The organism is Frateuria aurantia DSM 6220 (assembly GCF_000242255.2).
GTDB classification, from domain to species: domain Bacteria; phylum Pseudomonadota; class Gammaproteobacteria; order Xanthomonadales; family Rhodanobacteraceae; genus Frateuria; species Frateuria aurantia.
The window spans coordinates 1,876,667-1,892,346 of record NC_017033.1; the positions used below are offsets into that span (position 1 = coordinate 1,876,667).

The 15,680-nt window shown below is 61.3% G+C and carries 17 protein-coding genes and 1 pseudogene; 7 read left to right on the forward strand and 11 right to left on the reverse strand.

Annotated elements, in window-relative coordinates; genetic code table 11:
• Positions 1-743: 743 nt before the first annotated feature.
• Positions 744-1,547, forward strand: a complete 804-nt coding sequence (locus FRAAU_RS08730) for a sulfite exporter TauE/SafE family protein (RefSeq protein ID WP_245546345.1) — start codon at positions 744-746, stop codon at positions 1,545-1,547.
• Positions 1,548-1,609: 62 nt separating this feature from the next.
• Here FRAAU_RS08730 and FRAAU_RS08735 read toward each other — a convergent pair whose 3' ends face one another.
• The 3 genes from FRAAU_RS08735 to FRAAU_RS08745 all read right to left on the reverse strand — a co-directional run bounded on the left by FRAAU_RS08735 (position 1,610) and on the right by FRAAU_RS08745 (position 3,719).
• Complete coding sequence (locus FRAAU_RS08735; protein WP_014403178.1) at positions 1,610-1,951, reverse strand: zinc ribbon domain-containing protein YjdM; 342 nt, start codon at positions 1,949-1,951, stop codon at positions 1,610-1,612.
• Between the two features lie 93 nt (positions 1,952-2,044).
• Positions 2,045-3,142 (reverse strand): AbrB family transcriptional regulator, encoded by a 1,098-nt coding sequence (locus FRAAU_RS08740; RefSeq protein WP_014403179.1) that lies wholly within the window; start codon positions 3,140-3,142, stop codon positions 2,045-2,047.
• A 4-nt stretch (positions 3,143-3,146) separates the two neighbouring features.
• Positions 3,147-3,719, reverse strand: coding sequence for a hydrolase (locus FRAAU_RS08745; protein WP_014403180.1), 573 nt, complete (start codon positions 3,717-3,719; stop codon positions 3,147-3,149).
• Between the two features lie 135 nt (positions 3,720-3,854).
• Here FRAAU_RS08745 and FRAAU_RS08750 point away from each other — a divergent pair, with 135 nt between their 5' ends.
• Positions 3,855-4,436, forward strand: coding sequence for a TetR/AcrR family transcriptional regulator (locus tag FRAAU_RS08750; protein ID WP_052317867.1), 582 nt, complete (start codon positions 3,855-3,857; stop codon positions 4,434-4,436).
• 41 nt (positions 4,437-4,477) lie between these two features.
• Here the strand turns inward: FRAAU_RS08750 and FRAAU_RS08755 are convergent, their stop codons facing one another.
• The 3 genes from FRAAU_RS08755 to FRAAU_RS17235 all read right to left on the reverse strand — a co-directional run bounded on the left by FRAAU_RS08755 (position 4,478) and on the right by FRAAU_RS17235 (position 5,508).
• A complete protein-coding gene (locus FRAAU_RS08755) occupies positions 4,478-4,747 on the reverse strand; it encodes a hypothetical protein (RefSeq protein ID WP_014403182.1) in 270 nt (89 codons plus the stop codon).
• 159 nt (positions 4,748-4,906) lie between these two features.
• Entirely contained in the window at positions 4,907-5,203 is a 297-nt protein-coding gene (locus tag FRAAU_RS08760) for a hypothetical protein (protein WP_014403183.1), read from the reverse strand.
• 143 nt (positions 5,204-5,346) lie between these two features.
• Positions 5,347-5,508, reverse strand: coding sequence for a hypothetical protein (locus FRAAU_RS17235; protein WP_174269759.1), 162 nt, complete (start codon positions 5,506-5,508; stop codon positions 5,347-5,349).
• Positions 5,509-5,772: 264 nt separating this feature from the next.
• Here FRAAU_RS17235 and FRAAU_RS08765 point away from each other — a divergent pair, with 264 nt between their 5' ends.
• The 3 genes from FRAAU_RS08765 to FRAAU_RS16495 all read left to right on the forward strand — a co-directional run bounded on the left by FRAAU_RS08765 (position 5,773) and on the right by FRAAU_RS16495 (position 7,521).
• A complete protein-coding gene (locus FRAAU_RS08765; RefSeq protein WP_041270493.1) occupies positions 5,773-6,069 on the forward strand; it encodes a hypothetical protein in 297 nt (98 codons plus the stop codon).
• 838 nt (positions 6,070-6,907) lie between these two features.
• Complete coding sequence (locus FRAAU_RS16490) at positions 6,908-7,132, forward strand: Arm DNA-binding domain-containing protein (RefSeq protein WP_052317868.1); 225 nt, start codon at positions 6,908-6,910, stop codon at positions 7,130-7,132.
• Between the two features lie 35 nt (positions 7,133-7,167).
• Positions 7,168-7,521: a phage integrase central domain-containing protein gene (locus FRAAU_RS16495; RefSeq protein ID WP_052317869.1), complete on the forward strand. Its 354-nt coding sequence runs from the start codon at positions 7,168-7,170 to the stop codon at positions 7,519-7,521.
• A 252-nt stretch (positions 7,522-7,773) separates the two neighbouring features.
• Here the strand turns inward: FRAAU_RS16495 and FRAAU_RS17690 are convergent.
• Both FRAAU_RS17690 and FRAAU_RS08780 read right to left on the reverse strand, forming a co-directional pair.
• Positions 7,774-7,934 (reverse strand): annotated as a pseudogene (locus FRAAU_RS17690) (IS30 family transposase); the annotation flags it as partial.
• A gap of 31 nt (positions 7,935-7,965) precedes the next feature.
• Positions 7,966-8,571, reverse strand: coding sequence for a cysteine dioxygenase (locus tag FRAAU_RS08780; RefSeq protein ID WP_014403185.1), 606 nt, complete (start codon positions 8,569-8,571; stop codon positions 7,966-7,968).
• 355 nt (positions 8,572-8,926) lie between these two features.
• Here FRAAU_RS08780 and FRAAU_RS08785 point away from each other — a divergent pair, with 355 nt between their 5' ends.
• Together FRAAU_RS08785 and FRAAU_RS08790 are read left to right on the forward strand one after the other, a co-directional pair.
• Positions 8,927-9,937, forward strand: coding sequence for a glucokinase (locus FRAAU_RS08785; protein ID WP_041270982.1), 1,011 nt, complete (start codon positions 8,927-8,929; stop codon positions 9,935-9,937).
• A gap of 176 nt (positions 9,938-10,113) precedes the next feature.
• Positions 10,114-11,145 carry a glycosylasparaginase gene (locus FRAAU_RS08790; protein ID WP_014403187.1) on the forward strand — a complete coding sequence of 344 codons (1,032 nt, stop codon included), beginning with the start codon at positions 10,114-10,116 and terminating at the stop codon, positions 11,143-11,145.
• 41 nt (positions 11,146-11,186) lie between these two features.
• Here the strand turns inward: FRAAU_RS08790 and FRAAU_RS08795 are convergent, their stop codons facing one another.
• The 3 genes from FRAAU_RS08795 to FRAAU_RS08805 all read right to left on the reverse strand — a co-directional run bounded on the left by FRAAU_RS08795 (position 11,187) and on the right by FRAAU_RS08805 (position 15,542).
• Complete coding sequence (locus tag FRAAU_RS08795; RefSeq protein WP_014403188.1) at positions 11,187-13,589, reverse strand: GH92 family glycosyl hydrolase; 2,403 nt, start codon at positions 13,587-13,589, stop codon at positions 11,187-11,189.
• Positions 13,590-14,017: 428 nt separating this feature from the next.
• Positions 14,018-14,863, reverse strand: coding sequence for an aldo/keto reductase (locus FRAAU_RS08800; protein WP_014403189.1), 846 nt, complete (start codon positions 14,861-14,863; stop codon positions 14,018-14,020).
• A 223-nt stretch (positions 14,864-15,086) separates the two neighbouring features.
• The gene (locus tag FRAAU_RS08805) at positions 15,087-15,542 is read right to left on the reverse strand and encodes a hypothetical protein (RefSeq protein WP_014403190.1); all 456 of its coding nucleotides are present in this window, start codon (positions 15,540-15,542) and stop codon (positions 15,087-15,089) included.
• Between the last annotated feature and the right edge of the window lie 138 nt (positions 15,543-15,680).

Here is a 15,680-nt window from a genome sequence, read left to right on the forward strand (position 1 = left end):
CCGCGGTGCGGTCCGGAGGTGACCAGACCCGGTTGCCGGTCGGTGGATGTGGATCGGTTGGTATCGCAAAGACTTGGGTGCCAGGGAGGCAGGCGACCATCGTTGCACAGGAGTCGGACGCCAGGGACGGCCTCGGGACATGGCACTTCCCGGCCAGGCATGGCCATGAACAGGTGGTGGGCCGCAGCGGCCAGGGAGCAAGGTGGCCGTTGTACGCAGGAGTTGACCTGTCAGGGAGGATTTCATCCGCGGTGTGGTCCGGGGTGGACCTGATCGCGGCTGTCGATCGGCGAATAGGGATGGACAGGTATTTGCAGGGGCCAGCCTGCCAGGGATGCAGGTCGGGCCGCCCTTGCCCAGGAGTTCGATGCCAGGGATGGCTTTATCGGTCGGTATCAGGCCCGGCGTTGGACCGGGTTGGCTGATACGGTATGCAGAGCTGGCCAGATCCCCCCCCCTCGCAAGATCGGAAGCCGCCCAGCGTCAGTGACCATGGTTCACCAGACTGCGGGCAGGCCCCGACAGGTCCTAGTCTGCAGCCTTGCGGGTGAGGTGGGTTTCCAGATATGCATTTGTCGCATGTTCCGGAAAATTTGGTTATTTCCGGTGCCGGGACGTGCAGGTTAGCCTTGGCGCATTGCAGACAGTCTGCGTGCGCCGGCTCCGCTACTGCGTGGTGCTTGTGTGAAGGCTGATCAGGACGCCTTCGTTCTGATCCGGTCGGCAGACTCAACGACAAGGCCATGATGATCCATCTTGCTTCCAGCGGATTTTCCCCCGCCTTCATAGTTTCGGGTTTGCTGGTGGGTGCCTTGGTGGGGCTTACCGGAGTGGGGGGCGGGTCCTTGATGACCCCCTTGCTGGTGCTGCTTTTCGGCTTTCATCCGGCGACGGCCGTGGGCACGGATCTGCTGTTCGCGTCCACTACCAAGAGCTTCGGCACCCTGTTCCATCACGCGGGCAAGAGTGTGGACTGGCAGGTGGTGGGCCGACTGGCGTTGGGCTCGATCCCCGCGACCGGACTGGCCATGGCGGTGATTGCCCATCACGGAACCACCAGTCGAGCGATGAGCCTGGTCATGAGCCTGGTACTCGGCGTGGCTTTGCTGCTCAGTGCCGTGTCGCTGCTGGTCAAGGACCGCATCATCCGGTGGGTTATGGACCGGCACCCGGGAATGCGCCGGCAGTCGCCGCCAGCGCTGACCGTACTGGTCGGTTTTGTGCTGGGCCTGCTGGTTACCCTGTCTTCGGTAGGCGCGGGAGCGCTCGGCACGGTGGCCCTGTTGCTGCTGTATCCGAAGATGGCGGCGGTTCGCGTGGTGGGGTCGGACATCGCCCATGCCGTGCCCCTGACCTTGATCGCCGGTCTCGGGCACTGGTATCTGGGTTCCATCGACTTCCCGTTGCTGGGCACCCTGCTGCTGGGCTCCATACCCGGCATCCTGCTGGGCAGCTGGGCCGCGCGTCATATGTCCGAGCGGTTCCTGCGCCCGTCGCTGGGCGTGGTGCTGGCGCTGGTGGGATGGCGGATGTTGACGGTGGTCTGAAAAGGGATGCCGGCCCGGCCAGATGGAAGGCGGCGAACCACCTTGCCATCCGGCATTCCGACTCAGGCTTTTTTCAGAAAGCAAGTCTTGAGGACCAGACCCTTGATCTTGTCCGAGCTGCCTTCGATATGCTCGGCGTCATCTTCGACCAGCCGGATCTGCCTGATCACGGTGCCCTGCTTCAGGGGAATCGAGGAGCCCTTGACCTTCAGGTCCTTGATCACCACGACGGTATCGCCGCTCTGCAGCACATTGCCGTTCACGTCACGCACGATCAGGGCCGTTTCGGGCTCGCCCGCTGACTGCTGAGGCCATTCATGGCCGCAATCCGGGCAGATGAACTGGCTTTCGTCGGGGTAGGTGTTTTCCATGCCGCAGACCGGGCAGGCGGGAATATCGGACATCGATCCATCCATCAGGGTGCAAACCGGGCATTGTACTGCGCTTTGGTCAACAGCCCGGAATCGACCAGGCGTATGCAGCAAGATGCCCCAGCACTATTTTTCCGGGATGCGAGGCTGGCTTGTTCCGCCATGGGGACGTGAACCAGCCAGCCAGCGGGCCACCGACGGCCCGATAAGCAACACCATCAGAAAGCGTGCAGTCTGCATGGCCATCACGAAAGCCATGTCGACTTTCGGGTTGCTGGCCGCAATGATGGCGACCGAGTCGGCACCACCCGGGCTGGTGGCCAGATAGGCCGTCACTGGATCAATGCCTGCTGCAACAGTCAGCCAATGCGCCAATCCGGCGCAAACGGCAAGCAAAGCCACGCTGGCGGCGACGATGCCGGGAATCGCCTTGGCCGCATAGGCCAGGGCTTGCCGGGTAAAGCGCAGGCCAATGCTCCAGCCCACCAGCACATAGCTGACGGCCAGCAGCAGCGGGGGCTGCGCGATGTGCAGCCAGCCGAGATCCTGCAACAGAAGGCAGCACCCCATCGGCATCAGCAAGGCACCGGCCGGTATCCGCAAGCGGAGTCCGATCCATGCAGATCCCAGGGCCGCGACCATCGTCAGCAGGCCGGCGATCCAGGGGCAAGGTTGCAGCAGCTGCGAGACCGTGCCGGTGTGCACAGTGGCAGCGGTACCGGCAGGCATCCAGTCATGCGCCACCAAAGCGGCTGCCAGAGCCACCAGCACCACGCGCAGATACAGCATGAAGGCCACCAGCCGGATATCGTCGCCATAAGCCTCGGCGATAAACATCATCGCCGAGGCCGCTCCTGGCGAAGAACCCCACAGTGCGGAAGCGCCGGGCAGCAGCTTCAGCCGCATCAGACACCATCCCGCTCCGTAACTGGCGATGATCACCGACATGACCCCTGCCAGCAGCAAGGGCCAGCGGGCGGCCATCTCGGACCATACACCTGGCGGCATGCTGTGGGCGATCATGGCACCGATCACGGCCTGACATACCGTGAGTACGGGGGAGGCGACCCGCAACTCGATATCGCAGGCCGCCAGCGCCACCGCCGCCGCCATTCCTCCCAGCAGAATGGCGGCCGGGAGATGGGCGCTCTCCAGTGCTGCTACAAGAGTGATCGTGACCAGCATCAGCCAGCCCCAGCGAAGGGGAATGGGCCAGCGGCGCATCGGCTCAGTTTTCCAGAGTGGCCAGTACGTCCTTGCTGGAGCGCACCTGGCTTATCCGCGGCAGGATATGCTCGATACTCATATCATGCAGCTGCTTGTCGATGCTGGTGCAGGCATCATCCACCACGATCAGCTTGTAGCCAAGTTCCCAGGCTTGCCTGGCCGTGGATTCCACGCCGAAATTGGTGGCGATGCCGCCCAGCACGATCGTCTCCAGTCCACGCCGGCGCAGCTGCAGATCCAGATCGGTACCATGGAATGCGCCCCATTGATGCTTGCGTACATGCAGATCGCCGGGACGGGCCAGGCCGGCCATCAGTTCACTCCAGTTTTCAGGCAGCCCGTTGACGAAAGACATGGGTTTGTCCACCGGGCTGCGCAATGCATCGCCGAAATCCGCGGACCAGCCGACGGTCACCCATATCACCGTACCGCCGCGGGCCCGGAAGCGCTCGGCAAGAAGACGTGCGCGTGCGACCACGTCGTCAGCGGCATGAGGCACAACCGGCAGGGCGGTGATACCTTGTTGCAGATCGATCATTACCAGCGCGCTGGTTTCAGGGTTCAGCTCGGTCATAGGGTGGCTCTCGGTAGGTCCGGATGCGCGTTGGCGAGTCCGGGGGCGGCAGAAGATATGCATACATGAGGAGATCCTCATAAATTGAATAATACGAATTTATCCTCACAAAAGTCCAGCGAAGCCGTGGACGTCATGCGTGCACCCAAGCGACAGCGCGGCAAAGAGCGGGTCGCGGCCTTGCTGGAAGCCGCCGGCCGCTTGTTTGCGGCCAAGGGCTATCCGGGGACCACCATGACTGAAATCGCTGCCGAGGCAGGGGCGTCCATCGGATCCCTGTATCAGTTCTTTCCTTCCAAACCGGCTATCGCCGCGGCCCTGCTGCAGCGTTATCTGGAGCAGCTGCATGCCGGTCTGGATCAGGTTTCAGGTCAACTGGATACCCTGGATGCCGTCGGGCTGGCCGAGGCCTTGCTGAACCTGATGCTGGCGTTGATGCCTGATCGCCACCTGGCCTTGCTGATGCTCGAGGGTACTGACGATGCGATACGCATGCGCGAGCAGTGGCGCAGCGAACTGCGAAGCCGCCTGGCTCAACTGCTGCGTACCTGGTGTCTGGTCGACGATACCGATTCGCACCAGGCCCATGCCGTCGTGTTGTTGCAGCTGCTGAAGACCGTTCCGGTGCTGGCCGACGAATTCGGACGCCAATCTCCGGAAATGTCCGAATTGCAACAGGCCGTGACTTGCTATCTGCAAGGCATGCGCGTGGTCTGAATGGCATCGAGGCCGCCTTCAGGCCTCTTGCTGGTATCCGCTCAGCGACGTCTGCCGGTCGGAATCAGGCTACGAAGCTGTCGAGTCAGTTGCCAGGCCATGGCCAGCAGCAGCGCGAACTGAAGATCCAGCAGCAACAGGGCGCTATCGAGTCCCAGACTGTATATGGTCAGCCCCAGATCCATGGTCGCGGGGCTCATGCAAAGCTGAAAGACCAGCAGCAGGAACAGCCAGCGCCCGATCTGATCCGGCCGTATCCATCGGTCTCTGCAACTGATGCAGGCCTGTCTGAAATCATCCCAGAACGTCATGCGATATCCCCGTCATCCCCAGAGCTTCATGGGGGCGGCAGCAGGCCTGTTCAACAAGGTATCCATCGGAGTCGTCCAGAAGAGCGGTCCCGTTCAATTCCTCCGACGATCTCCGTGGCCTGCAGGCGTTCGGCCTGCAAAGCAGGTTCCGCTCGGCCTTTACCGATCCTGGGAGGGTGACATGTCGTCCTCCTGGATATAGACAGGCTGCGCACCGACATAAGGGTTGTTGCAGGAGTCATTGCTCATCTGCACCCATGTCTCGGCCCGCCAGCGACTGGCGGCATCATGCACCATCGAGACATTGAACGCGTACAACGGCAGCTGGGCGATCTCGGGATGGACGGCACGAACTTTCTCGTACATCTGCGAGGCACTCAATCCCTGACCATACAGCGACGACAGGAGCGGAAAAGTCTTGGCATAGATGGCGCATTGCTTGGCAAGGGACAGCATCCGGACGAACTCCCAATGATGCGGGCGCGATGTGCCCGTACCGATTGTCGCCGATCAAGACCGGACTGATCACCTTTTGTCACGCCGCCTCGGATGCGTCCCATTCATCCGGGGCAGGATCTGCCCGCTGATCCGCATACCGCTCAGACAGGCGCAAACGTCAGTGATCGATTGATCACCACATCCTTCATCACCAGGGTGGACGTCATCCGCTGCATGCCAGGCAGGGCGGCCAGCCTGGCATCATGGAGCTGCTGGAGAGCCGGCAGATCCTTTACCACCCGTGCAGCAGATAATCCTGTCATCGTGGCATATTGCGTGCACTAAACGATATACGGAAGATGGCGGGTTCGCCCAGGTGCGACTCCATGGAATGGCCGTCCGCCTTGCAAGGAAGTCCCTCGTGCCACTTACTGCCTTTGCCACCTTCTGGATGGTCTCGCTGGCGCTGGCCGCGTTGCCGAGAGCCGATGGGGCCTATGCCATTTTCGCCAGACTGAAGGGACTCCAGATCCATCGCCGCCGTGCCGGGCCTGTTAGTTGGCCGCCTGAACTGGTGCCCAGGTATCTTGCCATCCGTATATGCCGCATGTGCCAGTGCTGACTATCTGTTCTGGCGCGGTATCAAGTTGCTGCGCAGTCCGGGCTCCAAAGTCAGGGCCGGTCAGTTCGTGTCCCGAGATATCTGGCGCCGGCTGCTGAAGGGCAGTCTGGTCATCTACATGGGCGTTGGTCTGAGCTTCCACCATGTGCTGAGCGCTCGCCCTCAGTCCGCGCAGATCATTTCCAGATTGTCCGGCGGCATGATGGTGCTTATCGTCGCCAGCCTGATCGTCGAGCCATGGCTGCCGACCTCGCGTCACTGAGACCCGCAGCAACGCCGCCGCCAGCGAGTCTGCCGATCTCGTTCCGGCACGCCTGCCGTAGTGCCAGTCCGTTTGAGCATGTTAAGATTCACCGCTTCCGGTATGTCCGCGAATCCCGACTTCCTGCCTGGATGGTGATATCGGCGGGCACGGGAGACTTGAAATCTTTTCTTTCAAGCCCCTCCTGCAGACCCTGTCGGGGCGGATGATCGATGGTACAATGGACTGCATGCATTCAGGCATGGCTTCATGGCTTCGCTCGATGGTCAGGGGGCAGCAAAAAGAGTTAGGAGTTTTCAGCGCATCGCGCTAAGCCCGAGTGGTGAAATCGGTAGACACAAGGGACTTGAACAATTTGAGCCCTCAGGGGGAAACCCCGGAGGTGAAGCCCGTCAAAGTCGGCGAACGCCCTGGTTGCTCCGGCATCCGAGCCAACGCCGAGCCAAGCCCAGGTCCAGTGCCCGGGAAGGTGTAGAGAGCAGACGGCGGGCACCTACGGCCGGAAGGCTAGGGTGAAGGCGTGCTCCAGACCACGAACAGCGCTTGCGCTGGCGGCGAAAGCCGAAGTGGCAAGAAAATCCCTCGCTGCAAGGCGTGCCGGTTCGATTCCGGCCTCGGGCACCAGATACAGGTTGCATGGCGTCTCATCCAGACCCATGAAATCTTTGAAACCCGCCACTTGGCGGGTTTTTTATTGCCTGTTTGTCTCATGCAATCCCATTGAAGCCCAGCTGTTCTGGGGGATACTTGGGGGCACAGGGGCTTTGTTCCCTCGGCAGTCAAGCAAAGCCAGTCATGCCGGGCCCTGAGATGCCTCCAGCCAATAGGCATATGCCCCATGCTGGAAATGCCCCTGACCGACAAAGCAATCCGCAAGGCCTCACCCAGAGATAATCGCCTCAGCGATGGCGGTGCCGTGTACTTGGACGTGATGCCCAACGGCTGGAAGTACTGGCGGCTCAAGTGCAGGGTCGCCGGCAAGGAGGAGCGCCTGGCACTTGGCGTCTATCCGGATAGAACCTTGGCTGATGCCCGCAAGCGCAGAGATGACCTCGCAGGCTGATTGCAGACGGGGCTGATCCCGGTGGAACCCGGCAGATGGCAAAGCAGAAAGCGGTGGCTTCTGCTGAGCCTGTGGATACGTTTGAGCGGTTTGCTCGGCAGTGGATGGAGCGGTCAGACTTTGCAGAGATCACCGCGGCCAAGAATCGATGGCTGCTGGAAAACTACCTGTTCCCGCATAGCGGGCAACGGCCCATTGCCGAGGTCCAGGCACGCGAGCGGCTGGCGGCGCTAAGGACCAAAGAGGCGAGAAACGCACAAGCCCAATTGAGCCCAGCACCGGGGCTTCTGATGCCGGGGTGTCATTCAGCTATGGCCAGCCGTACGGTCCATAGCATTCCTGCCATGACCAAGCACGTTGGTCGTCAAGGGGAAAGGAGTCCGCCTTGAAGGATTCGAGGTGAGGGGGGATGCTGCAGTATTGGCCTTCATGGCTCGCGTGGCACTTCCTCGGCAGGAGACGACGCGCTCATATGTAGAGTTGGCCGCTCGCGGAAACCGCTGCTTCGCCGGCGATGCGAATGCGCAGGATCTTGCCTTGAGTTCTACCCCGAAATTACGGACGGTCTCAAGAATCAGGTGCAATACCGGACGACCATTTCGCCATCTCTTCAGCCATCGCGCCTCTTGCGGAGCTATCCATCACAGCATTTGACTGGGTCGGGCATGGTGCAAGAGCGCGATATCGTTGAGCATGGCTTGGCTGGGCAGCGACAGATCGGTGCCCTTGGGTAAAAACTGCAGGAGCGGTCCGTGGGTGTTTTCGTTGCTCCCGCGCTGCCATGGGGCTGCGGATCGCAAAATCAGACATCGAGCTTCAGTCGCTTGCTCAGCTCAGCGGGAGAGGTTGGCGGGGCTCTCGGCGACGAGGTCGCAGGTGCCACTTTGCCAGTTTCCCATACTGTCCTGAAAGAAGAAGCGACATTGGCTGACATGCCGGCTGTATATATGCAGACTGAGGCTGGCTTGGCTCTCTGAAGGATTGATGCAGCGGTGTGCATGTTGAGTACCGCCAAAATGAGCGGCATCCCCCGGCCGTTGCCGAGCTTCGTTGAGCAGCAGCAGAGTCATCGCAGTGTCTGCTGTTGCGGGGCTGACGGCAAAGGTCTCGAACACCAGTTGGCCATCGAGCACGATTTCGAGGCCCATCTGGCCAGCGTGGTCATGGATCTCGCCGCGGTAGCCGGGTGGCCAGACAAGCAGCAGAAGATCGTAATTCCGGGAGTGATTTTCCAGCAATGTCAGGCGACGAACGACCCCGGGCTTGCTGGCTGCCGTCAATTGGCTGGCACGTGGGCACCCCTCGACTTGGTGTGCATCCATCAGCGCCAGTCGCAGCTGGGCCTGAAACGCCGTGTCCTGTGGCCTCAAGTTTTGATCGATGGCATGGATGATCTGGTTGATCCATGCTTGATCAATGGCTGGGGTGGAGTCGGGCATCTGCAAAAGGACTCATTGGTTGCAAGGGGCGGGTGGGAAATTTGTGCCTTCATGCGCGAAGGAAGGGGAGGCCTAAATTCAGGGGACGTGGAGCCGTGATACTGTTTGAGAACGCTTGCAAGTGCAAGGCGTTGACGTCGCGCGGTACTCTCTCCGGCTTGTGTCATGTCTTTTTGCGCAGTACCGGGCGGCGGGATGAGGGGCTGCTTGGCCGCGGTCGGGTTCAGGGCGTGGATCTTCCCGTTGGGGCGATGGGCAATCCAGAACATGGCAGACCATGTTGAAGCTCTGGCTGCCTGTGGTTAGCATGGCCGGCCAATCTGTGAGCAGCCCCATGGAACCTCCGAAATCCGGCTTGAAGCCTTCTTCCCGGCTGACATCCTGCTTCGTGGTGGCCGATGTCGGGGGTACTCATGCCCGTCTGGCCTTGGCTGTAGGGGATGTGCCACATGGCCGCTTGCTGGAAGCTACGATCCGTCGTTATGTCTGCGCTGATTGGCCGAGCCTTGAAGCCATCGTGGCGGACTATCTGAAGCGGATCGCGCCGCTCCATCCGGTAGCCGGGCTGGTCTGTGCCATCGCGGGCTATCTGCAGGATGACAAGGTCATCAATCGCAATCTGCCCTGGACGGTCTCCCGACAGGCGTTGGTGGCCGGTTTCGGGCAGCGCCCGGTCTGGCTGATCAATGACTTCGAGGCGCTGGCCTATGCCACCTTGACGCTTGGGGTCGACGAGCTGGTGCCGATGATCGAGCCTTTCCGGTCGAGCAGCAGCCCGGCTGGGACTCGCGTCGTGCTGGGACCGGGGACGGGGCTGGGCAGTGCTATCCTGATTGAAGCAGGCGATCGCGTTCAGGTGCTGCCCTCCGAAGCCGGCCAGATGGCGATGGCGCCGGGGGCGGGACGTGAGCTGCAGTTGTTCGAACTGTTTTCCCGCCGTGGCAGCTATGTCACTTATGAGCATGTGCTGTCGGGACCCGGCTTGCTGGCGACCTATCAGGGCTTGTGCGAACTCGATGGTCAGCAGGCAAGCGTATTCAGCGCGCCGGAGGTGAGTCGGCTTGCGCTTGCCGAGACCGAGCCTTTGGCGGTGGAGGCCATGGACATCTTCTGCGGTCTGCTGGGCAGCCTGATGGCCGATCTGGCGCTCTTGCTGGGAGCAACGGGAGGCATCTATCTGGGGGGCGGCTTTGTGCCCGAGTTGCTGGCGTTCCTGCCGCGGAGTTCGTTCCGGCAACGATTCTTCAACAAAGGCGTGATGCAAAGCTATCTGCAACAGATTCCGGTTTGGGGTATGCAGCCAGCAGAATATGGCATGCGTGGTGCGGCGGCGATGGTCGGACTGGGCCTGATTCCCGTCGTTTGAGCAGGTTTGAAGTGGTGCAATGAGGGGCTGCGGCCTGAGCCTCGGCGCCCCGGCCTTGGGTCAGGCCCGGGAGCGATACGGGGGCAGCCTTGCCCGCCGCTTGGTGTAGGCTTGAGCGCGGGGGCGATAAGGCAGGGCTTTTTCGGCACACGGGTTCAAGACAGGCAGGGGGATGCATGACGGATCGACGGAGCTTTTTGAAGCGATGCATTGCAGGTGGGGCCGGAATGATGGTGGGAAGTGCCAGATCAGCTTCAGCCGTCCATATGGAACTGCCCGCACGATATCCTCGTGTCATCTCTACCTGGAATTTTGGCGATGCGGCAAACCAGGGTGCCTGGAAGCTGCTGGCTCAAGGTGGTTCGGCGCTGGATGCAGTAGAGCGGGGGGTGATGGTCACCGAGTCGGATCCCGCCAATCACTCGGTGGGCCTTGGAGGCTATCCGGATCGTGACGGACACGTCACCCTGGATGCCAGCATCATGAATGGCAACGGTGATTGTGGTGCCGTGGCTGCGTTGCGAGATATCGCGCATCCCATAGCGGTGGCCCGTGCGGTGATGGAGAAAAGCCCGCATGTGCTGCTGGTGGGAGACGGCGCATTGCGGTTCGCGCTGGCACATGGTTTCAAACGCAGCCGGCTGGCTATCACTCCGGATGCTGAGGCAGCTTGGCGGACATGGCTGAAATCCTCACGTTACCAGCCCCATGCCAACAGCGAAGAGTCAGGCTACGGGCTGGGAGGGCATCGGGGGGACATCCACAATCATGACACTATCGGCATGCTGGCCATCGATGCCCGCGGCCAGTTGGCCGGGGCATGCACTACCAGCGGGATGGCCTGGAAGCTGGCCGGCCGGGTGGGCGACAGTCCCATCATCGGTGCCGGCCTGTATGTGGACAATGAGGTGGGTGCTGCCACCTCCACAGGGGTAGGTGAGGAGGTGATCCGCAGTGCCGGCAGCTTTCTGGTAGTCGAGCTCATGCGCCAGGGACGTTCCCCGACGGAGGCCTGCAGGGAAGCCGTGGCCAGGATTGTCCGAAAGCGGCCGGGATTGCGGAATGACGACACGCAAGTTGCATTTATAGCCATCAACCGGACTGGTGAAACCGGTGCCTGGGCCATACGGCCGGGTTTTGAGTATGCCGCCTGTGACGAAGGTGATCGTCATCGCCTGATAAAGAGCTCCGCCATGCTGGACCGCTGATGCCGTCAGGCAGCTTCGGCCGTGAAGTCACCTGCCCGTGCTCAGGTATAGGATGGAGGGCGATCATCCTGTTCGACGCCGAAGTCAAGGTTGGGCCGAGGCCCCATCTCGAACTCCAGTAATCCGCCGGCAATCAGTTCGCTGTGTCGAATCCAGTTGCGGCTGTGCGGTTGACCGTTGAAGCGCACGGACTGGACATAGACATGGTCGGGCTTGTTGTCGTGCGCCACGATGCGCAGACGACCTCCGGTCAGGGCCAGGTCCGCTTGCAGCACGGCAGGGCTGCCAAGCACGTAGATGCCGCTGACCGGATCGACCGGATAAAAGCCCAGAGCGTTGAGGATGAACCATGCCGACATCTGGCCGCAATCATCATTGCCGGCCTCTCCGTCAGGCTTGTCGTCATACATTTCACTGAGGATCCGCCGGACCATCGCCTGGGTTTTCCAGGGTTGGCCGGCATAGGCGTAAAGGTAAGCCACGTGATGACTGGGTTCGTTGCCATGGGCATACTGGCCGATCATGCCGGCAATGTCCGGAGGTGCGTCTGCGGGCAAGGTGGAGTCGGCAGCAAACAGCGCATCCAGTTTGCGTACAAAGGGCGCGTCACCGCCAAACTGCGCGATGAAGTGGTAGATGTCATGCTGATTGAGGAAGGTGGCCTGCCAGGCATTGGATTCGGTGAAATCACGCCATCGATCGGTATGGCCCATGGCGCGAGGATCGAATGGTTCGATCCAGGATCCGTCGGCATGGCGAGCCCGGGCGAACCCGGTAGCCGGATCAAAGACGTTGCGGTAGTTCTGGCTGCGTCTTGTCAGATGCCGGCGATCCTCGTCGGCACCAGCGGCCTTGGCCAGCTCGGCAACGGCCCAGTCGTCATAGGCGTATTCCAGCGTCTTGCTGACGGCTTCAGGTGCCTTGTCTGCCGGTATATAACCCAGTTGGCGATACAAGGCCAGACCGCGATAGTCGTCATCCATGGCCCGCTTGCGCCACAAGGGCCAGGCGGCCTGGAAATCGATGCCGGCAAAGCCCTTGGCATGGGCTTCTGCCACGACTACGGCGGAGTGATATCCGATCATGCAGCCGGTCTCCCTGCCTTGCAGCGGCCATACCGGCACACCTGCAGGACTCTGCGCCGCCATCCGGACCAGACTGTTGACCAGGTCAGGCACGCGCTCGGGCTGGATCAAGGTCAGCAGCGGATGCAAGGCCCGGTAGGTATCCCACAAGGAGAAGGCCGTGTAGTTCAGCTGTCCCTCCGGCAACTGCCGGATGGACATGTCCATGCCTCGATAGCGACCGTCCACATCGCTGAACAGTGTTGGCGCTACCAGGCTGTGGTACATGGCGGTGTCGAAGATCCGCTGCTGTTTGCGCGAGCCGAAGACCGCCCGGCTGCGAGCCAGTGCCGTGGTCCACGCCGCCGAGGCCTGCTGGCGAACCAGCTCGAAATTCCAGCCAGATACTTCGGCTTCAAGATTGCGCAAGGCTCCTTCAATATCGACCGCCGAGATGCCGGTCTTGACCAGGATGGTCTCGCCGCGGCGGGTGGAAAAATGCAGGGCGCACTTGAGTGTCTTGCCGCGGGTCTCGATCGTGGTGAGTGGTCCGGCCGTCTCGGGGGCATACACTTCAAAGCGTTCGAAAGGACGTGACAGCTTCAAGGCGAAAAAGATTTGCCGACCTGGTGCCCACTCGTCGACCTGTCGACTGCCAACCAGCGTGTCGTTGCCGATGACCCGCAGATGACAGTGCCCCACCTTGGCCGGGGTCAGCGGATCGTCCTGTGCGCCGTGGGCAAGATCAAGCAACAGATGGCTCTGATCACTGGCAGGAAAGGTATATCGATGCATGCCGACGCGCGCTGTCGCTGTCAGTTCGGCCTTGATCCGGCGATCACGCAGGATGACCGAGTAATAACCTGGCGTGGCCGTTTCATCCGCCGATGTAAACGAAGCGCGATATCCAGGGGTATGGCCTCGCGGCTGGTGCTCGGACTGGCCCGGATCGCTTCCGCCGTGGGTGGCGTCAAAGCGTGAATGGTAGATGGTGATGGCAGGGGTCGGCTGCCCCGGTTCCGTTTGCACGGCACCTACGCAAGGCATCACCATGATGTCCATCAGGTCGGCACAGCCCGTTCCGCTGAGATGGGTGTGGGAAAAGCCCATGATCGAGCCATCTCCGCGATGGTAGCCAGAGCAGGCATCCCACACGGCATTGTAGGTGTCAGGACTCAACTGAACCATGCCGAAGGGCACGGTGGCGCCCGGGAAAGTGTGGCCGTGACCGCCCGTACCGATGAATACATCGACATGGCGAAGAGCACGATCCTTCTCGTCATCCGTCATGGCACGGACGGCTGTGGCGAAGGGGCTCGCTGCCAGAGGGGTGACTCCTGCGGCCAGTGACTGCTGCAAAAAACGACGACGGGGATGCATGCGCTGAGCCTCGGCGGTGAATCATCGGCAAGTGTACATAGCATGGCTGTCACGGCGCGAGCGTGTCGAGCAGGGATCGGGACCCTGTCCGCAGCAAGTGGGCATTGGCTCGGCGACCGAGAAGGCGCTGGTGATATGGCTGCGGGACAGGCCGTGCCAAACCGGCCACAGGCTGATGATTGCCGTTTGGGCAGGGCGGATCGATGGGCGGGAAGAGGCCTGCGGGCCGCTGTGTCAGGGCCCGGAGCACAGCCGGTCAGAATCGCAGGAGAGCTCAGGCATACGTGCTGAGTGCAGGTGCCGGGGAGTATGCTGGCACAACGACTTGGCTGCGCTGGCCCAGTCGCGGTGGCCAACTGGGCATCTTCGAAGGAGTCTGGCCATTTGGGCCCGAAGGCCGCGGACGAGTGCGGCCTTCGGATCAGCGGTCAGAACTCCTCGTAGCGGGAGGGATCCTGATCGAAGGTGCGTCCGTCCGGACGGGCAAGCGTGCCGATGCGCTGCATCTGATCCGGGCTGAGCTCGAAATCGAACAGGCTGATGTTTTCCAGCTGGCGCTGGGGCGAGGCGGCCTTGGGCAGGGCAATGGCCCCCAGCTGATAATGCCAGCGCAGGATCACTTGCGGGATGCTCTTGCCGACTTCGTCGGCGATGCCCTGCAGCAGCTGATCCTTCAGCAATTGGTTGGCTCGTCCCAGCGGACTCCAGGACTGGGTGATGATGCCATGCTTCTGGTCCCACTGGCGTTGTTCCGCCTGAGGAAAATAGGGATGCAGCTCGATCTGGTTGATGCTGGGCGTGACTCCGGTCTCGGCAATCAGGCGTTCCAGATGTTCGGGCAGGAAATTGCAGACACCGATGGAACGGATCAGTCCGCGCTTCTTTGCCTCGATCAAGGCTTTCCATGCTTCGACATACAGGTCCTTGCTGGGGTTCGGCCAGTGGACAAGATAAAGGTCGTAATAGTCCAGCTGGGCGCGATACAAAGACTCTTCGACGGTACGGATGGCCTCGTCGAAGGCATGGTGCCGCCCCGGGAGCTTGGAGACCACGCGCAGATCCGACCGCGGCACGCCGCTGCGCCGAACGGCCTCGCCCACAGCGCCTTCGTTTTCGTAATTGAAGGCGGAATCCAGCAATCGGTAGCCTTGCTTGATGGCACTGACCATGCCTTCCACACCGGTGGAACCATTCATGAGATAGGTGCCAAAACCCACGGCAGGCAGGTCGGTGCCGTCATTCAGACGGATTTGGGGGACGAAAACCTCGGGCATGTTGAACTCCTCTGCATCGGGATGTGGATAGTCTCCGGATGCCTTCTAGCATAGTACCAATGGACGCCGGCAGCACGGGCATCAGGTCGGCTCACGGTTTTGGACGGCCATGTGATGACTTCGTGATGTCGGGACTTGCTTCGTGGTGCTGCACAGTCCATTCCGACTGCCGCGATGATCCGTTACCGCTGTCTGATTACCGAAGATCGGCACGTCGAGCAGCTCAATGCGCTTGATGGTCGGCCAAGGCGTCGCTGCAGGCGAGTCTGGCAGCTGACTCGATCACCGAGCCCGAGGTCACCGGCACATGATCGCCATTCAAACTTCCGGCACCGGTGTCTACCGGACTATGGCTGGTCGCATCATAAGTGGTCGACACTGCATGTTCGAGATACTGCGGCATATCCCCATCGGGGCAGCCGAAGTATCCGGTGATGATATTGACCTGCTTCAACTGGTGAGCGGGGTCATAGATCCCGGATTTCAGTGTGATGTCGGCGATGCGGCCTTCATGGCTGAAAAGAAGATAGACATCCGTTCCATGGGTATTTCCCAGCGGAATCCAGTGCGCCGGGCCGCCACGAGGTGCCCAGTCGGCCAGTGTGTCGGTCAGACTTTCGGCCCTGGCGGCAAGCGGCAGCAGACAGGACAGGGCCAGACAGTAGCTGAGGTACTTCACTGCAAACATCCTTCAATCGTCGATGGAAAACGCTGATGGGGGATAGGGCGTCCACCCCGGGCAATCAGCTTTTCGACCATGATAACGGCCGCCGGGTTCCCTGTGGTTGGGCACGGACCATGCGGCGCTGGCCCTGCC

Excerpts from the sequence above, each read along its gene's own strand:
- FRAAU_RS08730 (WP_245546345.1), top strand. The coding sequence starts at position 744 with ATGATGATCCATCTTGCTTCCAGCGGATTTTCCCCCGCCTTCATAGTT.
- FRAAU_RS08735 (WP_014403178.1), bottom strand. The coding sequence starts at position 1,951 with ATGTCCGATATTCCCGCCTGCCCGGTCTGCGGCATGGAAAACACCTAC.
- FRAAU_RS08740 (WP_014403179.1), bottom strand. The coding sequence starts at position 3,142 with ATGCGCCGCTGGCCCATTCCCCTTCGCTGGGGCTGGCTGATGCTGGTC.
- FRAAU_RS08745 (WP_014403180.1), bottom strand. The coding sequence starts at position 3,719 with ATGACCGAGCTGAACCCTGAAACCAGCGCGCTGGTAATGATCGATCTG.
- FRAAU_RS08750 (WP_052317867.1), top strand. The coding sequence starts at position 3,855 with ATGCGTGCACCCAAGCGACAGCGCGGCAAAGAGCGGGTCGCGGCCTTG.
- FRAAU_RS08755 (WP_014403182.1), bottom strand. The coding sequence starts at position 4,747 with ATGACGTTCTGGGATGATTTCAGACAGGCCTGCATCAGTTGCAGAGAC.
- FRAAU_RS08760 (WP_014403183.1), bottom strand. The coding sequence starts at position 5,203 with ATGCTGTCCCTTGCCAAGCAATGCGCCATCTATGCCAAGACTTTTCCG.
- FRAAU_RS17235 (WP_174269759.1), bottom strand. The coding sequence starts at position 5,508 with ATGACAGGATTATCTGCTGCACGGGTGGTAAAGGATCTGCCGGCTCTC.
- FRAAU_RS16490 (WP_052317868.1), top strand. The coding sequence starts at position 6,908 with ATGCTGGAAATGCCCCTGACCGACAAAGCAATCCGCAAGGCCTCACCC.
- FRAAU_RS16495 (WP_052317869.1), top strand. The coding sequence starts at position 7,168 with ATGGCAAAGCAGAAAGCGGTGGCTTCTGCTGAGCCTGTGGATACGTTT.
- FRAAU_RS08780 (WP_014403185.1), bottom strand. The coding sequence starts at position 8,571 with ATGCCCGACTCCACCCCAGCCATTGATCAAGCATGGATCAACCAGATC.
- FRAAU_RS08790 (WP_014403187.1), top strand. The coding sequence starts at position 10,114 with ATGACGGATCGACGGAGCTTTTTGAAGCGATGCATTGCAGGTGGGGCC.
- FRAAU_RS08795 (WP_014403188.1), bottom strand. The coding sequence starts at position 13,589 with ATGCATCCCCGTCGTCGTTTTTTGCAGCAGTCACTGGCCGCAGGAGTC.
- FRAAU_RS08800 (WP_014403189.1), bottom strand. The coding sequence starts at position 14,863 with ATGCCCGAGGTTTTCGTCCCCCAAATCCGTCTGAATGACGGCACCGAC.